The organism is Arthrobacter sp. SLBN-112 (assembly GCF_006715225.1).
GTDB lineage: Bacteria > Actinomycetota > Actinomycetes > Actinomycetales > Micrococcaceae > Arthrobacter.
In genome coordinates, this window is the sequence record NZ_VFMU01000001.1 from 2,607,769 (window position 1) to 2,626,220 (window position 18,452).

Consider the following 18,452-nt stretch of genomic DNA (forward strand, 5'->3'; position numbering starts at 1 on the left):
GCTGCGCCCTCAACGCTTTCCGTCCCAGTGGTTTACCCCCGCGGTAGATGGCCCTGTCCGGATTGCGTCGGCACATCTCATTCAGGAGTGTGGGGGAGCGGCAGCTGACTACGCGCATCCAGCCCTCCGGCAGGCGACGCCCCGGCGCCGTCCATGGAGGATCGAACTTCCTGCGGTCAGGCTTTGATCCTGATGGGAAGTGCGGTGGATGCCAGGAGCACGGCCCGTCCGGGCCACGCTGATCAACCGTCAACTATTGGCAGGGTAAGAAGCCTCCGGGTTTTCTCATGAATGACCTGCCGGAAAATAAGGAGCGCCGGAATGCCCGTCGTAACCATGCGCCAGCTGCTTGACAGCGGCGTCCACTTTGGACACCAGACCCGCCGTTGGAACCCGAAGATGAAGCGCTTCATCTTCACCGAGCGCAACGGCATCTACATCATCGACCTTCAGCAGTCGCTGTCCTACATCGACCGTGCCTACGAGTTCGTCAAGGCCACTGTTGCCCACGGCGGCACCGTGCTCTTCGTCGGTACCAAGAAGCAGGCCCAGGAAGCAATTGCCGAGCAGGCAACCCGCGTAGGCCAGCCCTACGTCAACCAGCGTTGGCTCGGCGGTATGCTGACCAACTTCCAGACGGTCGCTAAGCGCATCCAGCGCATGAAGGAACTCGAAGAGATCGACTTCGACGACGTCGCCGGCTCCGCGTACACCAAGAAGGAACTGCTGCTCCTCAAGCGCGAGCTCACCAAGCTGGAGTCCAACCTCGGCGGTATCCGCAACCTGACCAAGGCTCCGTCCCTGCTCTGGGTCGTGGACACCAAGAAGGAACACCTCGCCGTTGACGAGGCCAAGAAGCTGAACATCCCGGTTGTGGCCATCCTGGACACCAACTGCGATCCGGATGAAGTCGACTTCCCGATCCCGGGCAACGACGACGCCATCCGCTCCGTGAACCTCCTGACCCGCGTTGTGGCCGACGCCGTTGCCGAGGGCCTGATCGCCCGCAACAACCGCGGCACGGGCGCCACCGAAGCTCCGGAAGAGCCGCTGGCCGAGTGGGAGCGCGAGCTCCTCGAAGGCAGCAAGGCCGAGGAAGCTGCTGCAGCCCCGGCTGCTCCGGCTGAAGAAGCCGAAGCTCCGGCCGCCGCCGAGGCTCCGGCCGCCGCCGAGGCTCCCGCCGAAGACGCCAAGTAACACACTTTAATCCGGATTTTCCGCGCTGTTAGCAGCCGGAACTGCTGACAGGATGGCAGCCCACCTTCGTGGGCCGCCGTCCTGTCGGTCCGTACACCACCACACATTTTCTAGACAGAGGGGTTCACATGGCGAACTACACTGCCGCGGACATCAAGGCCCTGCGCGAGCGCACCGGCGCCGGCATGATGGACGTCAAGAAGGCTCTTGACGAAGCCAACGGTGACGCCGAGAAGGCCATCGAGATCATCCGCATCAAGGGCCTCAAGGGCGCTACCAAGCGTGAAGGCCGCTCCACCGCTGAAGGCCTCGTGGCCGCAAAGGTCAGCAACGGCGTCGGCGTCATGATCGAGGTCAACTGCGAGACCGACTTCGTTGCCAAGGCTGACAAGTTCATCCAGCTGGCCGACAAGGTCCTGGCCGTCGCCGTCGAGTCCGGCGCTGCCGACCTCGAAACCCTGCTCGCCACCGACGTTGACGGCAAGCCGCTGTCCGAGGTCGTCATCGAAGAGGGCGCCGTCCTGGGCGAGAAGGTTGTTGTCCGCCGCATCTCCCGCATCGAGGGTGCAACGGTCGACGCTTACCTGCACAAGACCTCCAAGGACCTCCCGGCCCAGGTTGGCGTGCTGTTCGCCGTCGACGGTGAGGGTGAAGCTGCCACCACCGCTGCCCACGATGTCGCCGTCCACATCGCGGCCATGGCTCCGAACTACCTCACCCGCGAGGATGTTCCCGCCGAGCTCGTCGAGTCCGAGCGCCGCATCGCCGAAGAGACCGCAAAGGCCGAGGGCAAGCCCGAAGCTGCCCTCACCAAGATTGTGGAAGGCCGCGTAACGGGCTTCTACAAGGGCGAGGTCCTGGTTGACCAGGCATTCGCAAAGGACGCAAAGAAGTCCGTGGCACAGGTCCTCGAAGAGGCCGGTGTCAAGGGAACCGCGTTCACGCGTTTCCGCGTCGGCTCCTAGTCGATTCTGCAAGGGGGTGGCCACTTCGGTGGCCGCCCCTTTTGCATGCGCACAGTCCACATGGAGCGCGGCCGGTTCCGACCAACGGATCCGGCAGGATACCCTTTTTTCAGAGTCACCAACCGGAAGGCATCATGGAAGCCGTCAACACTGTCATCCATTCCGAGAAGAACAAGCGGCGGGTCCTCCTCAAGCTCTCCGGCGAGGTCTTCGGCGGCGGGAAACTGGGTGTCGACCCCGAGACCGTCCGCGACGTCGCCAAGCAGATCGCCGCGGCCGTCCCGCAGGTGGAAGTGGCCATCGTGGTGGGCGGCGGAAACTTCTTCCGCGGCGCTGAACTCTCCCAGAGCGGCATGGACCGCTCCCGCGCCGACTACATGGGCATGCTGGGAACGGTCATGAACTGCCTGGCACTGCAGGACTTCCTGGAGCAGGCAGGCGTGGAAACCCGCGTCCAAAGCGCCATCACCATGGGCCAGGTGGCCGAGGCCTACATCCCGCGCCGCGCCATCCGCCACATGGAAAAGGGCCGCGTGGTCATTTTCGGCGCCGGTGCGGGCCTGCCCTACTTCTCCACCGACACCGTGGCAGCCCAGCGGGCCCTTGAAGTCCACGCCGACGTGGTCCTCATGGCCAAGAGCGGGGTGGACGCCGTCTACACCGCAGACCCCAAGAAGGACCCCACCGCGGAACGCCTGGAAACCCTCAGCTACGACGACGCGCTGCGCCGCGACATCCGCGTCATGGACCAGACGGCCATGACCATGTGCAAGGACAACAACCTTTCCATGGTGGTCTTCGGCATGGAGGGTGAAGGCAACGTCACCCGCGCCATCCTCGGCGAAAAGCTGGGCACGCTGGTCACTGCCTAGCTGCGGCTAGGATGAATTCAGGACAGTTCTGTTCCCGCGCTTCCCGGCGGGAACGGAAACGGCAACAAAGAACCACGTGAGTGCAGGGAACCGGCGCACCGGACTGCACCAAAACCGTCAGGAGAGACCGTGATCGAAGAAACCTTGCTCGAGGCCGAAGAAAAGATGGACAAGGCGGTTGAGGTAGCCAAGGAAGACTTCGCTTCCATCCGTACCGGCCGCGCCAATCCCGGTCTCTACAACAAGGTCCTGGTGGACTACTACGGCTCGCCCACCCCGCTGCAGCAGCTCGCGTCCTTTGCCATCCCGGACGCCCGGACCATCCTGATCACCCCGTTCGACAAGACCGCCATGCGCGATATCGAACGCGCCCTGAGCGACTCCGAGGTTGGCGCCAACCCGTCCAACGACGGCAACGTCATCCGGATCACCATCCCGGAACTGACCAAGGAACGCCGCAAGGAATACGTCAAGATCGTCAAAACCAAGGGCGAAGACGCCAAGATCTCCATCCGCAACATCCGCCGCAAGGCCAAGGAAGCCCTGGACCGCCTGGTCAAGGACGGCGAGGCCGGCGAAGACGAGGGCACCCGCGCCGAAAAGGAACTGGACAGCCTCACCAAGGCTCACGTGGACGGCATCGACGAGCTGCTCAAGCGCAAGGAAGCAGAGCTGCTCGAAGTCTGATGGGCCAGGCAGATCAGGCCCCCGCACCAAGGGCGCGCACACGGGGGAAGCAGCCCAGGAGCAACCCGACGCCAAAGGCCGGACGGAACCTGCCCGCCGCAGTCGTGGTGGGCCTGGCCATGCTGCTGGCCGTCTTAGGTGGGCTGCTGCTCCTCCCGCTGGCTTTCGTGGCCATCGTGACGGCCTTCGCCGTCTTCGGCGTGTGGGAAATCTACCGGGCGCTGGAGCACAACGGAACCAGGATGCCCATCGTGCCGGTCATGACCGGCACGGTGGCCATGCCGTTCGCTGCCTACTTCGGCGGCATCGAGAGCCAGCTCTTCGCGCTGCTGCTCAGTGCCGTGGCGGTCCTGCTGTGGCGATCGATCGAAAGCGCCGCCGGATCGGCCAACAGCATCTTCGCCGGAGTCTTCACCCTGGGCTGGGTACCGTTCTTCATCAGCTTTGCCGCACTGCCGCTGCATGCCGCCGGCACTACGCCGCTGGGGCTTTGGCCCGGCGGCGTAGCGCCGATCGGGGCATGGGAGATTGCGGTCATGCTGCTGCTGGTGGTGTCCAACGACACCTTCGGCTACCTGGTGGGCGCTTCCATTGGCAAGCACCCCATGGCGCCGAAGATCAGCCCCAAGAAATCCTGGGAAGGTTTCGCGGGGTCAGCAGGAGGTGCGATGCTGATCGGGGTCCTGGCAGCCCTCTTCGTGCTGGACAAGCCCTGGTGGGTAGGCGTGGTGCTGGCACTGGGCACCGTAGCCGCAGCCACGGCGGGGGACCTCGGCGAATCGATGGTCAAGCGCGAACTGGGCGTCAAGGACATGAGCAGCATCCTGCCAGGACACGGGGGAGTCATGGACAGGCTGGACTCCATCGTCTTCGCCTCGCCGGTGGCCTTCATCCTGTACGGGCTTGTGGCCGGCGCGTAACCTTATCCGGCCCGGCGCAAGCGGGCATCCGACACAAAAGGGCCCGGGCGGCCGGACCAGGTGCGGCATCCTAGACTGGTGCGGAAGCACTACGGCTGAAGAGCATTGAAGGAATCGAAGTGGCATTGGACATTCATCGGCAGATCCCTGCGTCCTTTGAGCGCGTGCAGCGCAATGAGTACGGGTACAACGCCAAGCAGGTGGACCAGTTCCTGCAGCGGGCACGGGTCTCCCTGGAAACGCCCCAGGCCGCCACAGAGCCCGTCAACAGTGCCGATGTCAGGGCCGTGTCCTTCGACCCCGTCAAGGGCGGCTACTCCGCTGCCGTGGTGGACGCCGCACTGGACCGGCTCGAGGACGCCTTCGCCCGCCGGGAGCGGGATGAGCTCATCGCCGCCCACGGCGAGGAAGCCTGGCTCCGCGAAATCGGAAACCTCTCCGGCATCCTCCGGGGGCGGCTGCACCGGCCCGACGGAGACCGCTTCCGCCGGCCCACCGGCAGGAAGGCGCGCAGCTACAACACGGACGACGTCGACCGGCTGTGCCACGAACTCGTGGCCTACCTTGAGCAGGACAAGCCGCTGAGCGTGGACAGCGTACGCCGTGCAGTCTTCCGCCCGGCGGTTGGCCGGGACGGCTACGAGGAATCACAGGTGGACGCCTTCCTGGACCGCGTCGTGGAGCTGATGGCGGCCATCGACTGAAGGGTTACGTCCCAGGGACCGTTTGTTCCCCGTCCTGTGTTGGAGTGGGAGACAGCGGCGTATAGCGGCGCCACACATTTCGGTAACCCCGGTACCCGTTCACGGCGGACACAACGAAAAACAGAGCTCCACACACGGCTCCCGCCACTGTGGCAGCTGCCGTACCGGCGCCGGCCACCGTCACCAGCAGGCCTGCCAGGATGGCGATCAAGGCGGCGTTCGCCATCGTCATGAAAATCATGCTGCTGCCCGCCACATGGCTGAAGTTGCCCCGGCCGCCGAAGAAGAAGTAGGTCTGCCTTGACCCGGCCTCGTCGTCGTGGTGCGCGGCCATCAGGTACGGTTCCACGCCCGGGTCAAGGTCCACGTAGGCGGCGCGCAGCCTGTTCATCGCCGTGACGTACATAAGGTCCTCGTGGGCCACATTCATTACGCGAAGCTGGGTCAGGAGCCCGATTGCCGCGTCGATGAACAGGACAACCACGGCCAGCAGGACAAAGCCGTCCGAAAACCCCGTAGCCTGGCCCACCAGCGCCACGCTGACCACGCTTGCCGACGTGAAGGTGAGGAACATGCCGATCCGCGTCAGCACCTCGCCCTGCGCGGTACTGCGGGATGCGAGCAGCCCCCAGTGTTCCGTGGCGAGCAACTGCGCCCGCACGGAGGCCGGAACCGCATCCTGCTGGTGGGACGTCCCGCCGTCCTCAATGGACATGGCGTTATTGTCCTCCCGATCCCCGTTCGGTTGCCAGCGGCCGTTCCGGGGTGTGCAGGCGGGTCATGGTCCGTGGCATCGTAGCGGGAATTCGGTGGGAGGTAGCCTGGGACACCACGACCATGACGGCGAAGGCGGCAGGAACACTCCACGCCGCAGGCTGCGCGAGCCAGGCCGGGGTCTGGCCTAAGCCGGACAGGCCCGCGCCGGACAGGGAGCCCACAATCATGGCCCCGCCGCAGAGCACGCCGCCGGTGAGCATGCCGGCGATGGCCCCGGCATCCGTCAGGCCGCGCCACCAGATGCCAAGCAGCAGGACCGGGCAGACCGTGGAGGCCGTGAAGGCGAACACCAGGCCCACGCTGCCGGCCAGTGCCAGGGAGCCGGTCATGAAGGCAAAACCCAGGGGGACGACGGCGGACACGACGGCGGCGAGGCGGAACCCGCGGACGCTGCCGCCCAGGACGTCCTGGCTGATGACCCCGGCGAGGGACACCACCAGGCCGGACGTTGTGGACAGGAACGCGGCGAAGGCGCCCGCCACCACCAGGGCGGAGAGCAGGTCCCCCGGCAGCCCGCCCACGAGTTCGCCTGGCAGCCGCAGGACCATGGCGTCCGGCTGTCCCGATCGGGCCAGGCCTGGCGCGTACATGCGGGCCACCAGGCCGTAGGCGGTGGGGAAGAGGTAGAACACGGACAGCAGGCCCAGGACGATCAGCGTGGTGCGCCGGGCGGACTGCCCGTCCGGGTTGGTGTAGAAACGCACCAGCACGTGGGGCAGCCCGAGGGTGCCGAACAGCAGCGCCACCAGCAGGGACACATTCTGGTACAGCCCGGCCGGCGCCAGGTCCGTGGGATTGACCGCCGGCAGCGACTCCGGCTCGGCACCGTTCCCGGCCAGCACCAAGATGATGAACAGGATGGGCACGGCCAGGGCCGTCAGCTTGAGCCAGTACTGGAACGCCTGCACAAAGGTGATGGAGCGCATCCCGCCCGCCACCACCGTCAGGCACACCACCACCACGACAGCCACTGAACCCACCCAGGACGGCAGGCCCGTGGCGATCTGGATGGTCAGCGCGGCGCCGTGGAGCTGCGGAACGATATACAGCCAGCCCACCACGACGACCACCAGGCTGGTGACCCTCCGGACCGTCCGGGACGAAAGCCGGGACTCGGTAAAGTCCGGAATGGTGTAGGCGCCCGAACGGCGCAGCGGGGCGGCGACGAAAAGCAGCAGCATCAGGTAGCCGGCCGTATATCCCACCGGGAACCAGAGTGCGTCGGTCCCGGACAGCAGGATGAGCCCGGCCACGCCCAGGAAGCTGGCGGCGGACAGGTACTCGCCGCCGATCGCGGACGCGTTCCACCACGGCCGCACAGTGCGCGAGGCAACGTAGAAGTCACCCGTGGTCCTTGAGATCCGCAGCCCGTAGAAACCGATAATGGCCGTGGCGAGGGACACCACCGCCACGGCTGCAATGGCGGCGCCGGCGTTCATGGGCACCTCACTGCTCACCGGCAAGGTCGCGGTACCGGGCCTCGTTGCGGGCCGCCGTCCTGACGTACAGCCAAGCGCTCAGCCCGATCACGGGGTAGATCCCGGCGCCCAGCAGGAGCCAGCCGAAGGGGATACCGGCGATCCGGGTTTCAGCCATGCCGGGAACTACCACCAGGATCAAGGGGAACGCGGCAAGGATCAGCAGGAAGCCGCCCGCCACTACCAGGGCCAGCCGCAGCTGCGACCTGATCAGGGAGCGGACGAACACCTGTCCCACTTCGGAATCCTGGGCGGCTTCGCGTGACTCAAGCGGACTCCGCCCGCCGGCCACCGGGGATCGTGGGGACGCAAAGGGAGCGGTGACGCGGACGCGGGTCATGCGTGCGGCCTGATCCTGGTGGCCTCCAGCTTCTCCCGCACGGTGGGCAGATGCCGCCGGCTGATGGGAAGGCCTGCGCCGGCCACCGTGACGCGCGGCCCGTCAGCCGCCAGCTTCATCGAGGACACATGCTTCAGCGCCACCAGATAGGAGCGGTGGGTGCGGATGAAGCCGGCGTCCGCCCACTGCTGTTCAAGATCTGCCAGCGGCACCCGGATCAGGTAGCTGGCGTCGGCGGTGTGCAGCCGCGCGTAGTCCCCCTGCGCCTGGACGTAAGTGACGTCGTCCCGGCGGATCATCCTGGTGGTCCCGCCCTGGTCAACGGTGATCATCTCAGGTGCCGCACCGCCGTCGCGCAGTTCGCAGATCCGCCCCACGGAACGGGCCAGGCGTTCGGCGCGCACTGGCTTGAGAAGGTAGTCCACGGCGGCGAGTTCGAACGCCGCCAGGGCGTGTTCCTCGTCAGCGGTGACAAAAACAACGGCCGGCGGATTGCTGCTGCGCGCGATGGCGCCGGCGATGTCCAGGCCGGACACGGCGGGCATGTGGATGTCCAGGAAGACGGCGTCGATGTTTCCGGCAGACAAGGCCGTCATCGCTTCAGCACCGGACGTGGCCCGCAGCACCTTTCCGATGCGTTCGTCCCTGCCCAGCAGGAAGGCCAGTTCCTCAACGGCGGGCAGCTCATCATCAACGACGAGGACGTTAATCATTCTCCTAGGGTACTTCCAGCTGCGGTGCCGGCCTCACGCATCGTGCCCGGGCTGGGACTTTGGCACCCGCATGGTGATCAGCGTTCCCTCGCCCGGTGCCGTCTCCACCACCAGTCCATGGTCGTTGCCGTACACCTGGCGGAGGCGGGCATCCACGTTCCTCAGCCCCACGTGGTCCCCGTCCGTGTGGCCCGCCAGCACCGACCGGAGCTGCTCCGGATCCATCCCCACGCCGTCGTCCTCGATGGTGACCTCCGCGAAAGCGCCGGCGTCCTCCGCGGTGATGGTGATGTGTCCGGGTCCGGCCTTGGCCTCAAGCCCGTGCCGGACGGCGTTCTCCACCAGTGGCTGCAGGCTCAGGAACGGGATGACGGTACCCAGTACCTCGGGCGCAACCCGCAGGCTGACCTGGACCCGCTCGCCGAACCGGGCCCGCTCCAGGAGCAGGTAGCGGTCAATGCAGCGGAGCTCCTCGGCGAGCGTGGTGAAGTCGCCGTGCCTTCGGAACGAGTAGCGGGTGAAATCGGCAAATTCCACCACCAGTTCCCTGGCCCGCTCCGGATCGGTGTTGATGAAGGACGCGATGGCGTTGAGCGAGTTGTAGATGAAGTGCGGGCTGATCTGGGCGCGCAGGGCCCGGACTTCCGCTTCCATCAGCAGGGTCCGGGAGGCGTCCAGTTCGGCGAGTTCCACCTGGACCGCCACCCAGTCAGCCACTTCCCCCGTTGCCCTGACCAGGCCGGCACCCGCGGAAGGGGCGAAGGCGGCCACGGTGCCCACGATCCGGGCGCCCGCCCGTACGGGGGCGATGACGCCGGCAAGGCGGCCGCCGGTCCCATCGCCGCCTGCGGACAGGACGGCGGTCCGGCCCGAGGCAAGGACCCCGCCGGCGAGTTCCATCAGGCGCGGCCTGATGTCCTCGGCGCCGCCGTCCCAGGCCAGTACGCCTGAGGTGTCCGTAATGGCCAGGGCGTCGCAGGCCAGGAGGGCGCGCAGTTGGCGGCTGGCTTTCGCCGCTCCGGTTGGGTTCAAGCCGCGGCGCAGGTGCTGCCCGGCCTGGGAGGCCGCGTGGAGCGTGTGGTAGGTGGCGCGCTCGGCATCAGTGCCCAGGTCCCGGAAGGAGCGGAGCACCTTCAGGCCCACGCCGACGACGACGGCGATGGCCATGGCGATCACCGCAACGGCCGCAGCGGTGAGGAGGGGGGAGTCCGGCATGGTGCCCAGCGTAGCGGCGGGTGCCGTTAGGCGCAGCATCGCGACCGTTGAGCGACCGTGGGCGGCCAGGTTATGGAATGGACAGGCCAACGGACGGCAGAGTGATTGGTGTCACATCTGCGGTGTCCCTGTGCAGTGCCTCTGCCCAGTGTCCCTGTCCGAAGCCCCAGCCCGGGGCCTTCGTCCCAGGGCCTGCCGCCCGGTGTGTACCGGCAACTCAATGAGGAGGAATGATGGGTCACGATGCCCATACTCCGGACGCAGCGGCGTCCGTGGACTTCGAACAAGTCCAGTCGACCGGGCAGTTCCAGGAATTGCGCAAGCGTCACCGCAGCTTTGTCTTCCCCATGGCAGTGGCCTTCCTGCTGTGGTACTTCGCCTATGTCCTGCTCGCCGACTACGCGGTGGGCTTCATGTCCACCAAGGTATGGGGCAACATCAACATCGGCCTGATCCTGGGCCTGCTCCAGTTCATCTCCACTTTCGCCATCACCGGCTGGTACGTGCACTACGCCAACCGGAAGCTGGACCCCATCGCCTCCGAAATCAGGCACGAAATCGAGGGCCACGAATTCGATAAGGACGGAAACCGAGTGGGCGGAGCCAACAAATGATCGCAATTCCAGCTGCGGTGGACGTCGCCGCCCTCAAGGACACCACCCTTCTGAACATGGGCATCTTCGGCCTGTTCGTGGCCGTGACCATGGTGATCGTGTTCCGCGCCAGCCGCAACAACAAGACCGCCGCCGACTACTACGCCGCCGGCCGCTCCTTCACGGGCTCGCAGAACGGCACCGCCATCGCCGGCGACTACCTGTCGGCAGCATCCTTCCTGGGCATCACCGGCGCCATTGCCATCAACGGCTATGACGGGTTCATGTACTCCATCGGCTTCCTGGTGGCCTGGCTCGTGGCGCTGCTGCTGGTGGCGGAACTGCTGCGCAACACCGGCAAGTTCACCATGGCGGATGTGCTCTCCTTCCGGCTGAAGCAGCGCCCGGTGCGGATCGCGGCAGCCATCTCCACGCTGGCCGTCTGCTTCTTCTACCTGCTGGCCCAGATGGCCGGCGCGGGCAGCCTCATTTCCCTCCTGCTCGGCATCAGCGACTGGGGCGGCCAGGCACTGGTGATCATCGTCGTCGGCGCCCTCATGATCATGTACGTCCTGATCGGCGGCATGAAGGGCACCACCTGGGTCCAGATCATCAAAGCCATGCTGCTGATCGCCGGCGCCGCCGTCATGACCCTGTGGGTCCTGGCCATCTACGGCTTCAACCTCTCCGCCCTGCTGGGCGGCGCCGTGGAGACGGCCAACAATCCTGCGGTCCTGAACCCCGGCCTGCAGTACGGCAAGTCGGACACCTCCAAGCTGGACTTCATGTCCCTGGGCCTTGCCCTGGTCCTGGGTACGGCAGCCCTGCCGCACGTGCTGATGCGCTTCTATACCGTGCCCACTGCCAAGGAAGCCCGCAAGTCAGTGGTCTGGTCCATCTGGCTGATCGGCCTGTTCTACCTCTTCACGCTGGTGCTGGGCTACGGTGCCGCCGCGCTGGTGGGTGCCGACACGATCAAGAGCGCCCCTGGCGGAGTTAACTCGGCCGCGCCGCTGCTGGCCTTCTACCTGGGCGGCCCGCTGCTGCTCGGCTTCATCTCCGCGGTGGCGTTCGCCACCATCCTGGCGGTGGTGGCAGGCCTGACCATCACGGCCGCCGCTTCCTTTGCCCATGACATCTACGCCAACGTCATCGCCAAGGGCAAGGCCGACGCCGCCACGGAAGTCCGGGTGGCCCGGCGCACCGTGGTGGTGATCGGCATCCTGGCCATCCTTGGCGGCATCTTCGCCAACGGCCAGAATGTGGCCTTCCTGGTGGCACTGGCCTTCGCCGTCGCCGCATCAGCCAACCTGCCCACCATCATCTACTCGCTGTTCTGGCGGAAGTTCACCACCCAGGGCGCCGTGTGGAGCATGTACGGCGGCCTGGCCTCGGCGATCCTGCTCATCGTGTTCTCCCCGGTTGTTTCCGGAGCCAAGACCTCGATGATCCCGGGCGCCAACTTCGCCCTCTTCCCGCTCAGCAACCCGGGCATCGTGTCCATTCCGCTGGCCTTCTTCCTGGGCTGGCTGGGGACCACCCTGGATAAGAAGAAGGAGGATCCCGCCAAGCAGGCCGAAATGGAAGTCCGCTCGCTCACGGGCATTGGAGCCGAAAAGGCCGTGGACCACTGACAGATGGACTACTAATACGTGGATCACTGACCGATATGCCGGCCGCGCCGGCGTGAACGGGAAGAGCCTCCAGCCGCAGCCGCGGCTTGGAGGCTCTTTCCGTTGGCCCTCGGGGTTCCCCGGGAGCGGGTTCAACGCTGGTGGTGGCCGCCCGGCATTAGGTTGTTGTGGCCACCGTGCGGGACGGCGTACTGGCCGGCCGTGGAAGCGGCGAGGCCCGGCGTCGTTATCCCTGCCACCAGGACGGCGCCGGCGAAAGCTGCCGGCAGGAGCCGCCCCGGGCGCACTCCCGCTCCCGCCGGAGCAGCGGGAAGCAGCTGCCGTTCATTGTCCTGCCCATGGCCGCGTTGCCGGACGGCGGCCCGCTGCAGCCACCCGAGCGACGCAATGATCGTGAGCGTGAGCAGCAGCGCCGAAAGGTGGGTCAGGCTGAGGTTGGAGGCGGCGGGGGCAACGGGCGTGAATGCTATCGCGGCCAGATGGATGGCGGCGGCGCCCGCCAGCACCCACCGCGCCCAGGGCCCGCCGGCCAGGCGTTCCCTGGCCAGGAACACCACAGCTCCGGCCAGCATTGCCAGTCCCCAGGCGCCGGCCACCACGCCGGCGAAAACCGCCAGTGGCGCCGCAGGTCCCGCCGACGCCGCAAAGACACTGGACGAGAGGGCCAGGTTGAGCGATCCCGCCCCGAAGCCCGCAAACCCGGTGAGCAGGCGAACGGCAGGGCCCGCCTGAGGCACCTTGCCCTCCGGCACCCCTGTCAGAGGTGTTGGCGTGCCCCGGCCAGCCCGTGCAGCCGGCCGGAGCGATGCCATGCCCGGCGTCGCCACGGCTAGGCCCGGGCAGCGGCGGGGGACTTGTCCAGGGACAGGCCCACGCCGAGGAGGAGCACGGCGCTGGCAAGGTGGAGGACGTTGTCGGCGCCGTTCAGGGCGATGATGTTCAGCGGCGAGTTCAGCAGGAACAGTCCCACGATGCCCACCAGGAGGTAGACGGCGCCCACGGTCGCGTTAACCGTGCGCGCGCTGTCCGTCCCCCGAAGCCCGGCAAGGAGCAGTGCGGCACCGATAGCGAGGTGGATGACGTTGTGCAGCGGGTTGACTTCGAAAATGATCAGGTTCGCGCCCTCAGTGGCGACGAAACCGATGCCGGACGTGACAGCGAAGCCCAGCAGGCCCACCAAGAGGTAGACGGCTCCGAAAATGGTGGCGACGAGGCGGTTGGGTGAGTTGCGCATGGCCAATTCCTTCCGATGGGGCGGGCAACAGTTCCCGCCGGTCCAACAGGCCCCAGGTGGGACCCTCGGAAGCGATTCGGTTCATGAACGTGGGTGGATGGGTAAAAAGATCAGCACCCTTTTCACTTTCCTGTCCGGCTAGGCCGCCGGCCGCAGCTTGATGTTGGTCATGAGCGGCTTGTCCTTGCCTTCGAAGCGGTATGCCAGGTCCACCTTCTTGCCCGTGCAGCTGATCTGGCCCACCACCTCGGCCGACTTCACCCCGTTTTCGGTGGACACCTTGAGGTCGTTGTAGGCCGGCTGGCAGGAGCTGTCCATCTCCAGGCTTTTCACCCCGGAGATGAAGGCTTCCTTGGAGAGTTGCTTCTGCAGTGCCGGGTCAAGGTATTCGTCGTAGGCCCGGGAGGTGTCCCCGGCGATGACCTTCCTGGTGAAGTCATCCGCGAGGCCCCTGGCCTGGTTGGTTGCGCTCCCCACCACATTCACGAGGATGACGACGCCGAGGATCACCAGGAGCAGCACTCCGCCGATGCTGCCAAGAATGATCCACAGCTTCCTCCGGTTCCGTTGCCGGGGCGGTTCCCCCGGCAAGCCGAAGGGGGCGGGCTGCTCCGGCATCGGCGGCAACTGTTGTGGTGTGTAGCCCGTCCGGCCCTGCTGGTACGGATCCTGGGAACTGCTCAAAAGTGGGGCCTTTCGGGAACTGCGCCGCGGCGCCGGCGTACTGGCCCGGGCCTATCCCGGCCCGGCGATGACTCGAACCAGCCTATAGCCCCCTACGCCGCCGTCGTGCCTGAAGCACACCAATGCCCGGCGGCATCATGCACCCGCCGGGCTATGCATCTTCCGGGCTACGCCCCCTCTGAACCGCGGTCCAGCAGGGGCTGCACCCGGAAGGGGATCAGTTCGCCCATGGCCAATGCGGTGTCAGCGCGTTCCACGCCATTGCAGGCAAGGATCTTGCCGTTGATCCGGAACAGGTCCTCGGCATCCCTGGCCACCACGCGCAGCAGCAGGTCCGCTGAACCCGTCAGCCCGTAACCCTCCAGGACCTCGGGGATGGCGGCGATCTCCTCCGCCAGCTGCCCCAGCTTCTGCTGCTGCACATGGACGGAGATGAAGGCCATGAGCGGATACCCCAGGGCCACTGGATTGATGCGCCGTTCAAAGGACAGGAAGACGTGCTTTTTCTCCAGCTGGGCCATGCGCGCCTGGACCGTATTGCGGGACAGGCCCAGCTTCTGCGCGAGTGCCACGACGGTGCGGCGCGGATCCTGCGCGAGCGCTGCCAGCAGGCGGGTGTCAGTGCCATCCAAAGCTCGCATAATGCGCAACGCTAGCACGGTCTCCAAGCGCCACGTAGGGCATTCTGCTCAACATGATCCGCAGTGGTTGTACCCGATGGGCATTGTGAGTAGGGTCACAGTATCTGGGGCAATGACGCCCCGAAGGCCGGTGGCGGCAGGGCCAAAAGCCCGACAACCGCTGGTCAACGACGTACGAAGGTTGCGGCAATCGTGTCTACAGACGAAACGGGCCCTGGCGGCGCACAAACCCCCGAAATCGCAGGAAACCCCGGCGGAACGGGGCCGGATCTCCTCCAGCTGATCACCCCGTCGGGTGAGCGCATCAGCCACCCGGAATTCGATTTCTGGGTCAGGGACATTACCGACGATCAACTGTGTTCCCTCTTCGAGGATATGACCGTCATCCGCCGGATCGACGTGGAGGCCACGGCCCTGCAGCGGCAGGGTGAGCTGGCCCTGTGGCCCCCGCTCCTGGGCCAGGAGGCAGCCCAGATCGGGTCCGGCAGGGCCCTGCGGGCGGACGACTTTGTCTTCTCCAGCTACCGCGAAAACGGCGTGGCATACTGCCGCGGTGTTGACCTGACGGACCTCCTGCGGGTGTGGCGGGGGAACGCGTCCGGCGGCTGGGACCCGTACGGCATCAACATGGCAACACCGCAGATCATCATCGGCGCCCAGACATTGCACGCCACTGGCTACGCCATGGGGATCCAGAATGACGGCGCTGACGCGGTGGCCGTTACCTACTTCGGTGACGGAGCCACCAGTGAGGGCGACGTCAACGAGGCCATGGTGTTCGCCGCCAGCTTCCAGGCCCCCGTGGTGTTCTTCTGCACGAACAACCACTGGGCCATCTCCGAGCCCGTGCGCCTGCAGTCCCACATCCAGCTCGCGGACCGGGCCACCGGCTTTGGCATCCCCAACCTGCGCGTGGACGGCAATGACGTCCTGGCGGTCATGGCTGCCACCCGGCTGGCACTTGACCGGGCCCGCCGTGGCGGCGGCCCCACCTTCATCGAAGCCGTCAGTTACCGCATGGGCCCGCACACCACCGCCGACGATCCCACCCGCTACCGGGACGCCAATGAGCTGGAGGACTGGGCCGCCAAGGACCCCATTTCCCGGCTCGCCGGTCTCCTGGACCGGAAGGGGATCCTGACCGCGGACCTGCAGGAGCAGGTCAAGGCCAAAGCCGACGCCGTTGCATCCGAAATGCGCCGCGGCTGCACCACCATGCCGGAACCCCAGCCCATGGACGTCTTCAAGCACGTCTACAGCACGCCCAATTCCTGGCTGGAACGCCAGCAGGACCATTACGCCCGTTACCTGGCCTCCTTCGGCGATCCCGCAGGAGCCGTTTCAGAGAAAGGTGCACGCTGATGACGCAGTTGACCTTTGCCCGTGCCATCAATGCCGGGCTGCGGAAGTCGCTGGAAAACGACTCCAAGGTGGTCCTCCTCGGCGAGGACATCGGCGCCCTGGGCGGCGTGTTCCGGGTGACGGACGGCCTGCAGAAAGACTTCGGCACGCACCGGGTGGTGGACACCCCGCTGGCAGAGTCCGCCATCGTGGGCACCGCCGTGGGCCTGGCCTACCGCGGCTACCGGCCCGTGGTGGAAATCCAGTTCGACGGCTTCATCTACCCGGCATTCGACCAGATCGTCAGCCAGGTGGCCAAACTCCACTACCGCACCCGCGGGGCCGTCAGGATGCCCATCACCATCAGGGTCCCGTTCGGCGGCGGCATCGGCTCGCCGGAGCACCACTCCGAATCCCCGGAAGCCTACTTCACCCACACCTCCGGCCTGCGGGTGGTCACCGTGGCCAACCCGCAGGACGCCTACACCGTGATCCAGCAGGCCATCGGCTGCGACGACCCGGTGCTGTACTTCGAACCCAAGCGCCGCTACCACGACAAGGGCGAAGTGGACGAGTCCGTGGATCCGCGTTCCGCCCTGCCCATGGACAAGGCCCGGGTCCTGACCGACGGCAGCGACGTGACCCTGGTGGCCTACGGCCCCCTGGTCAAGACGGCCCTGGACGCCGCCTCCGCCGCAGCCGACGAGGGCATCTCCATTGAAGTCATTGACCTGCGCTCGCTGTCCCCCGTGGATTATGAGCCTGTAGTGGCGTCCGTGCGGAAGACCGGGCGCCTGGTGGTGACGCACGAGGCCGCGCAATCCGGCGGGCTGGGTGCAGAAGTGGCGGCAAGCATTACCGAGCGGTGCTTCTACCACCTTGAGGCGGCTCCGGTGAGGGTGACCGGATTCGACATTCCCTACCCGTACTCCAAGCTGGAAATGCACCACCTGCCGGGCCTGGACCGCATCCTGGACGGCGTGGACCGCGCCCTGGGCCGCCCCAATTCCCTGAGCGGGCTGGAAGGATGAGCGCCATCATGATCAAGGAATTCCGGCTCCCTGACCTGGGCGAGGGACTCACAGAGTCTGAAATCCTCAGCTGGAAAGTGGACGTTGGCGACACCGTCAGCCTGAACCAGGTCATCGCCGAAGTCGAAACCGCCAAGGCCGTGGTGGAGCTCCCCTCGCCGTTCGCCGGCGTGATCAAGGAACTCCACGAACAGCCCGGTTCCGTTGTGGAGGTGGGCAAGCCGATCGTCTCCTTTGAGGTGGCGGACGACGACGGCGCGCCACCTTCACAAGGGTCTGCCGCCTTTTCACCCGGGGCGGGGGAGTCCGCCGGGGAAACGCCGAACGCGGGGGAGGCCCTGAAGCGGGAACCCAACCTTGTGGGGTACGGCGCTGTCGTGGAAGCTTCCGGCCGGCCAACCCGGCGGCCACGGAACCTCGCCCCGGTGGAGCCTGCCGGGATCCTGCCGCATGTGGTTGAGCACGTGGAAGCCAGCCCTGTCCGCTCCAGCCCCATCGAGACCAGGCCCGCCGAAGATCACCCCGCAGAGCGCCCGCGGTCCACGCCTCCCGTCCGGAAGTTGGCCAAAGACCTGGGACTGGACCTCACACAGGTTACCGGCACCGGTCCCGGCGGGCTGATCACGCGCGAAGACGTCCAGGGCTTCGCGGGGCATGCAGGAGAACCTGCCGGGGCCACTGCCGGGCAGATGACCGTCTCCGGAGGAACCCGGCCCGGGGAGCGGGAGACCCGGACTCCCATCAAGGGCGTCCGCAAACATACTGCGGCGGCAATGGTCCAAAGCGCCTTCACCGCGCCGCATGCCACCGAATTCCTCACCGTTGATGTCACGCCCAGCCTTGAGCTGCTGGCAAAACTCAAGAACAGCAGGGACTTCGCCGGAACCAGGCTCAGCCCGCTGACGCTCGCCGCCAAGGCCGTCCTGGTGGCCCTGCCGCGGAACCCGGCACTGAATTCCCGCTGGGACGGGGACAACCAGGAGATTGTCACCTTCAACTACGTGAACCTGGGCATTGCCGCGGCCACACCCCGCGGACTCACGGTCCCCAACATCAAGGACGCCGACGCCATGGCGCTCCCGCAGCTGGCCCAGGCGCTGACGGCGCTCGCAGATACGGCCAGGGCCGGCAAGACCACGCCCGCAGACCTTACCGGCGGCACCATTTCCATCACCAACATCGGCGTCTTCGGCATTGACGCGGGGACGCCCATCCTTAATCCCGGGGAGGCGGCGATCCTTGGCCTGGGTGCGGTCCGGACCATGCCGTGGGAGTACAAAGGCGAGGTGGCGCTGCGCCAGGTGCTCACGCTGAGCCTGTCCTTTGACCACCGCCTGGTGGACGGTGAGCAGGGATCCCGGTTCCTGGCCGACGTCGGAGCCATCCTGGCCGAGCCGGGGATGGTCCTCACGATGGTCTAGCGGCC

20 protein-coding genes are annotated in these 18,452 nt (G+C 66.4%); 11 read left to right on the forward strand and 9 right to left on the reverse strand.

Annotated features, from left to right (window positions below; all coding sequences use genetic code 11):
* The first annotated feature begins 321 nt into the window (after positions 1-321).
* The 6 genes from rpsB to FBY33_RS12075 all read left to right on the forward strand — a co-directional run bounded on the left by rpsB (position 322) and on the right by FBY33_RS12075 (position 5,345).
* A complete protein-coding gene (rpsB, locus tag FBY33_RS12050) occupies positions 322-1,197 on the forward strand; it encodes a 30S ribosomal protein S2 (protein ID WP_142030776.1) in 876 nt (291 codons plus the stop codon).
* A gap of 128 nt (positions 1,198-1,325) precedes the next feature.
* Entirely contained in the window at positions 1,326-2,162 is an 837-nt protein-coding gene (gene tsf, locus FBY33_RS12055) for a translation elongation factor Ts (RefSeq protein ID WP_142030777.1), read from the forward strand.
* 134 nt (positions 2,163-2,296) lie between these two features.
* Positions 2,297-3,034, forward strand: a complete 738-nt coding sequence (pyrH, locus tag FBY33_RS12060) for a UMP kinase (protein ID WP_018771653.1) — start codon at positions 2,297-2,299, stop codon at positions 3,032-3,034.
* Between the two features lie 129 nt (positions 3,035-3,163).
* Positions 3,164-3,721 carry a ribosome recycling factor gene (frr, locus tag FBY33_RS12065; RefSeq protein ID WP_056338542.1) on the forward strand — a complete coding sequence of 186 codons (558 nt, stop codon included), beginning with the start codon at positions 3,164-3,166 and terminating at the stop codon, positions 3,719-3,721.
* Positions 3,721-4,641 (forward strand): phosphatidate cytidylyltransferase, encoded by a 921-nt coding sequence (locus FBY33_RS12070; RefSeq protein WP_142030778.1) that lies wholly within the window; start codon positions 3,721-3,723, stop codon positions 4,639-4,641. The genes frr and FBY33_RS12070 overlap by 1 nt, the downstream gene beginning before the upstream one ends.
* A 119-nt stretch (positions 4,642-4,760) precedes the next feature.
* Positions 4,761-5,345 carry a DivIVA domain-containing protein gene (locus tag FBY33_RS12075; protein WP_142030779.1) on the forward strand — a complete coding sequence of 195 codons (585 nt, stop codon included), beginning with the start codon at positions 4,761-4,763 and terminating at the stop codon, positions 5,343-5,345.
* A 4-nt stretch (positions 5,346-5,349) separates the two neighbouring features.
* Here FBY33_RS12075 and FBY33_RS12080 read toward each other — a convergent pair whose 3' ends face one another.
* Genes FBY33_RS12080 through FBY33_RS12100 form a run of 5 tightly spaced genes read right to left on the reverse strand, consistent with a single transcriptional unit; the run spans position 5,350 to position 9,868 of the window.
* Positions 5,350-6,060 (reverse strand): hypothetical protein, encoded by a 711-nt coding sequence (locus tag FBY33_RS12080; RefSeq protein ID WP_142030780.1) that lies wholly within the window; start codon positions 6,058-6,060, stop codon positions 5,350-5,352.
* A 4-nt stretch (positions 6,061-6,064) separates the two neighbouring features.
* On the reverse strand, positions 6,065-7,561 hold the full coding sequence (locus tag FBY33_RS12085) for a sodium/solute symporter (protein WP_142030781.1): 1,497 nt from the start codon (positions 7,559-7,561) through the stop codon (positions 6,065-6,067).
* A 7-nt stretch (positions 7,562-7,568) separates the two neighbouring features.
* Positions 7,569-7,940: a DUF485 domain-containing protein gene (locus tag FBY33_RS12090; protein WP_142030782.1), complete on the reverse strand. Its 372-nt coding sequence runs from the start codon at positions 7,938-7,940 to the stop codon at positions 7,569-7,571.
* On the reverse strand, positions 7,937-8,653 hold the full coding sequence (locus FBY33_RS12095) for a LytR/AlgR family response regulator transcription factor (RefSeq protein WP_142030783.1): 717 nt from the start codon (positions 8,651-8,653) through the stop codon (positions 7,937-7,939). Before FBY33_RS12095 ends, FBY33_RS12090 begins: the two co-directional genes overlap by 4 nt.
* Before the next feature lie 33 nt (positions 8,654-8,686).
* Positions 8,687-9,868, reverse strand: coding sequence for a sensor histidine kinase (locus FBY33_RS12100; RefSeq protein ID WP_142030784.1), 1,182 nt, complete (start codon positions 9,866-9,868; stop codon positions 8,687-8,689).
* A 233-nt stretch (positions 9,869-10,101) separates the two neighbouring features.
* Here FBY33_RS12100 and FBY33_RS12105 point away from each other — a divergent pair, with 233 nt between their 5' ends.
* Positions 10,102-10,482 (forward strand): DUF485 domain-containing protein, encoded by a 381-nt coding sequence (locus FBY33_RS12105; protein ID WP_142030785.1) that lies wholly within the window; start codon positions 10,102-10,104, stop codon positions 10,480-10,482.
* Entirely contained in the window at positions 10,479-12,095 is a 1,617-nt protein-coding gene (locus tag FBY33_RS12110) for a solute symporter family protein (RefSeq protein WP_142030786.1), read from the forward strand. Before FBY33_RS12105 ends, FBY33_RS12110 begins: the two co-directional genes overlap by 4 nt.
* Positions 12,096-12,226: 131 nt before the next feature.
* Here the strand turns inward: FBY33_RS12110 and FBY33_RS12115 are convergent, their stop codons facing one another.
* From FBY33_RS12115 to FBY33_RS12130, 4 genes are all read right to left on the reverse strand, one after another.
* Positions 12,227-12,832, reverse strand: coding sequence for a hypothetical protein (locus tag FBY33_RS12115; protein ID WP_235010548.1), 606 nt, complete (start codon positions 12,830-12,832; stop codon positions 12,227-12,229).
* Positions 12,833-12,924: 92 nt separating this feature from the next.
* A complete protein-coding gene (locus tag FBY33_RS12120) occupies positions 12,925-13,329 on the reverse strand; it encodes a DUF4383 domain-containing protein (protein WP_142030787.1) in 405 nt (134 codons plus the stop codon).
* A gap of 138 nt (positions 13,330-13,467) precedes the next feature.
* The gene (locus tag FBY33_RS12125; RefSeq protein ID WP_142030788.1) at positions 13,468-14,013 is read right to left on the reverse strand and encodes a hypothetical protein; all 546 of its coding nucleotides are present in this window, start codon (positions 14,011-14,013) and stop codon (positions 13,468-13,470) included.
* 167 nt (positions 14,014-14,180) lie between these two features.
* Positions 14,181-14,654, reverse strand: coding sequence for an Lrp/AsnC family transcriptional regulator (locus tag FBY33_RS12130; protein ID WP_142030789.1), 474 nt, complete (start codon positions 14,652-14,654; stop codon positions 14,181-14,183).
* 192 nt (positions 14,655-14,846) lie between these two features.
* Between FBY33_RS12130 and pdhA the strand changes: the two genes are divergently transcribed.
* From pdhA to FBY33_RS12145, 3 genes are read left to right on the forward strand one after another with little or no spacing between them, the layout of a single operon-like run.
* A complete protein-coding gene (gene pdhA / locus FBY33_RS12135) occupies positions 14,847-16,016 on the forward strand; it encodes a pyruvate dehydrogenase (acetyl-transferring) E1 component subunit alpha (protein WP_142030790.1) in 1,170 nt (389 codons plus the stop codon).
* Entirely contained in the window at positions 16,016-17,026 is a 1,011-nt protein-coding gene (locus tag FBY33_RS12140; RefSeq protein WP_142030791.1) for an alpha-ketoacid dehydrogenase subunit beta, read from the forward strand. The genes pdhA and FBY33_RS12140 overlap by 1 nt, the downstream gene beginning before the upstream one ends.
* On the forward strand, positions 17,023-18,447 hold the full coding sequence (locus FBY33_RS12145; RefSeq protein WP_142030792.1) for a dihydrolipoamide acetyltransferase family protein: 1,425 nt from the start codon (positions 17,023-17,025) through the stop codon (positions 18,445-18,447). Before FBY33_RS12140 ends, FBY33_RS12145 begins: the two co-directional genes overlap by 4 nt.
* The last annotated feature ends 5 nt before the right edge of the window (positions 18,448-18,452 follow it).